The 2856-nt window shown below is 57.2% G+C and carries 2 protein-coding genes; one reads left to right on the top strand and one right to left on the bottom strand.

Going from position 1 to position 2856, the window contains the following annotated elements; all coding sequences use genetic code 11:
- Positions 1–196 precede the first annotated feature (196 nt).
- A complete protein-coding gene (locus ABFX23_RS17345; protein WP_346034132.1) occupies positions 197–328 on the top strand; it encodes a sugar phosphate isomerase family in 132 nt (43 codons plus the stop codon).
- Between the two features lie 110 nt (positions 329–438).
- Here ABFX23_RS17345 and ABFX23_RS17340 read toward each other — a convergent pair whose 3' ends face one another.
- On the bottom strand, positions 439–2082 hold the full coding sequence (locus tag ABFX23_RS17340; RefSeq protein WP_346034131.1) for a carboxylesterase/lipase family protein: 1644 nt from the start codon (positions 2080–2082) through the stop codon (positions 439–441).
- Positions 2083–2856 lie beyond the last annotated feature (774 nt).

The raw sequence follows: 2856 nt of genomic DNA, 5'->3' as shown, positions 1-2856 counted from the left end.
CCAAAAACGTTGTGTGCCAACCCTGCATCGTGAACCTCAAAAGTGGGAGGCCACCATACCCGTTTACAAAGCGAACAGGAAAGTCAATGAAATCAACGGTCTACCCAGACCACCCCCGCGCCAGTGCTAGCTTTGCGTACCGTCACTTATTGCACTGAAAACGAGGAGACCCCAAGTACCGATCAAGCAGCAGGCCATGCACAGCGCCAGCGCGAGCTACCTTGTGATCGACGAGAGCAAGTTGGGGCGACTGCGGCCAGCACTCTTTGCGCAGGTGGCCGACTTCAGCGGTGTCATTTCCGAGAATGGCCTGAAGACCTTGCGTTGATCAAGACGCCAGGGGGCGACGCGAGTCCTCCGTCCCTTGGGCGCCTGCAAGGTCTGCGGGCGCCCGCCCATGCGAGATCGCCCGCTTTTCTTCAGCCACGCACGATGAGGTCAGTGCAGGGGCTCGATGACGTCCAGATGCTTGAGGACCAGGTCGAGAGCTGCGTTTCTGTGTCCGGCGCCGATCGTTTGCCCGGCATCTCCAAACTCAAGGTGCGGATCCGTTGCATCGTATGCGGGCCAGACGACCTTGCCGCCGTTGGGATTGCCGGTCTTGATGAAGCGGCGCCACGCCTCCTGCATTGCGATGGATGTCGCAACATCCGAAGGTGCGTATTTTTCGCCTGTACTGACACCTCCAAACACATACGGCACCTCGTCGAAGTGGGTGGCGACAGGCTTGCCATTGATCATGTAGGGACTGGCGGAGTGCTTCGTGAACAGATAGCGGTAGACGTTGGGGGTTCTCGTCACCATGTAGCGACTCATCTCGCGCGACGAGTTGTGGAACGCGGCGTCTCCGTAGGCGAATGACAACTGCTCCAACACATCATTGTCCGAGGCAACGGGATAGACGCTCAACGCTTCCTCCGGAGATTCAGCGTACGTTGATCTCAGGAGCGATTGGAAGTTTGCCACCGTCTTCTGCTCGGGTGTCACCAAAGGACCCCTGATCATCATGAAGAGGTAGCCTTCGTTCTCGTTGTCGCCGATCATCATGTCGGCCGTGCTGAAATCGCCATCCTTCCAGGCCTGTCGGATGCTCTTCTTCAGGACCAGCCCATCGATGTTCGGCTCCCAGTCCTCATTGCCATAGATTGGCGCATCGATCGCGATTCCACTTGCGGGAACATTCATCTTCAGGAGCTGGCTCGCCGGAAGCGCACGTAGCGCGGCGATGTCGCTTCCGTAGCGTTGCACCGACCATTGCTCGGCCTGAGCCAGGGTCTTCTGAGGATGAAAGCCGTATGTGCTTTGCATGATGACCCGCTTGAACAGCCCCTTGGCCAGCGGCGAGACGAGCAGGTACCCAATCGATGAGGCTCCTGCGGACTCTCCATTGAGCGTGACGTTATCCGGATCACCACCGAACTGCGCGATGTTCGAACGGACCCACTTCAACGCAGCGATCTGGTCCATCAGGCCATAGTTGCCCGATGCCTTGTCGGGGGATTCGGCAGTCAAGCCCGGATGGGCCAGAAACCCAAACACGTTCACACGGTAGTTGAAGTTGACGTAGACGATACCTTCCTTGGGATCCCCGGGGTTGTCGTAGATTGGATCGGACGATGCCCCAAACGCGAAGCCGCCCCCATGAATCCAGACACGCACAGGCAACTTGTCTCCGGGCTTCGCGGTGGTCGGTTTGAAAACATTGATGTAGAGGCAATCCTCCGAAGTACCCACCGTATTGGCGTTCGTGACGGTTTGCATGCAGTCATTGCCGAACTGCTTGGCGGGCCGGGTGCCCTGCCAACTCTTCGCAGGTTGTGGCGGCTTCCACCTCAGGTTTCCCACGGGAGCTTGTGCGTAGGGAATTCCTTTGAAGCTGACACGACCAGTCTCGATCACTCCTTCGATCGTCCCACTGTCGATCTGGGCAATGTTGGCAGCCGGTGTGCTGGGTGGGGCGATCGACGCTACGTTGTCCCCGCCGCCACCGCAGGCGCTCAAGAGAATCGAGGCAGCAATTCCTCCTGCAAGCATCGAGTAGTAGCTTTTTCCCGACCCCGTTCGCGCTCTTCTTGTTTCCATGGAAGTCTCCTCGCGTTCAACACGCAATGTGGATGTGAGTGATGGCGCTACGTACAAGTGACGCACGGGGATATGCGATACGTAGCTGTTGGCTGGTCCCCTTGATATGCCGTCCCACGTTTCCAGCGACCTCCAGCCGCATCGCGGGCCATGTCTGCGGAGCGCTCCGCGAAGCAACGCAGACGCTCAGCCTCATGGCAGCTGCGCCCACGGTGAAGCGCGGGTTGATGTCGAACAGGCATGTTATCTTGATAACTTCATATTTGTTATCAAGATAACAATCATGTGAGAATCATAAAAGGGGGTTTTCCCGATGTGCCGCGCGTGCCCACACGCCCGAACGGCGTTTGGTCCAACGCAAGCCAGTTGCGTTGCGCTGCGACCGTTGCCAAGTGATCGCAGCGGATGCCCCTTGATGAACACACATCCGTTTGTTATATTTATATCATTCGCTGTGACAAATCGATCAATCATGAGTCCGTCCATGCACCCTTCATCCGATCCGGCATTTCTATTGGGACTGATCGACCTGACGTCCCTCCAAGACGCCGACACGGACACCAGCATCCGGCAGTTGGCGAGCGATGCGGTAACGCCACTCGGGGTCTCCTCGTTTTCAGTGCAATAAGTGACGGTACGAAAAGCTAGCACTGGCGCGGAGGTGGTGTTGGTAGATCGTTGATTTCATTGACTTTCCTGTTCACTTTGTAAACGGGTATGGTGGCCTCCCACTTTTGAGGTTCACGATGCAGGGTTGGCACACAACGTTTTTGG

Origin of the sequence: Erythrobacter westpacificensis, assembly GCF_039542285.1 — a bacterium.
GTDB lineage: Bacteria > Pseudomonadota > Alphaproteobacteria > Sphingomonadales > Sphingomonadaceae > Alteraurantiacibacter > Alteraurantiacibacter westpacificensis.
The sequence above is the reverse complement of the archived record's forward strand: the minus strand, read 5'-3'. Positions and strand labels throughout refer to the sequence as shown.

What these genes read in the sequence shown, in the direction of transcription:
- ABFX23_RS17345 (WP_346034132.1), top strand. Translation starts at nt 197, where the DNA reads ATGCACAGCGCCAGCGCGAGCTACCTTGTGATCGACGAGAGCAAGTTG.
- ABFX23_RS17340 (WP_346034131.1), bottom strand. Translation starts at nt 2,082, where the DNA reads ATGGAAACAAGAAGAGCGCGAACGGGGTCGGGAAAAAGCTACTACTCG.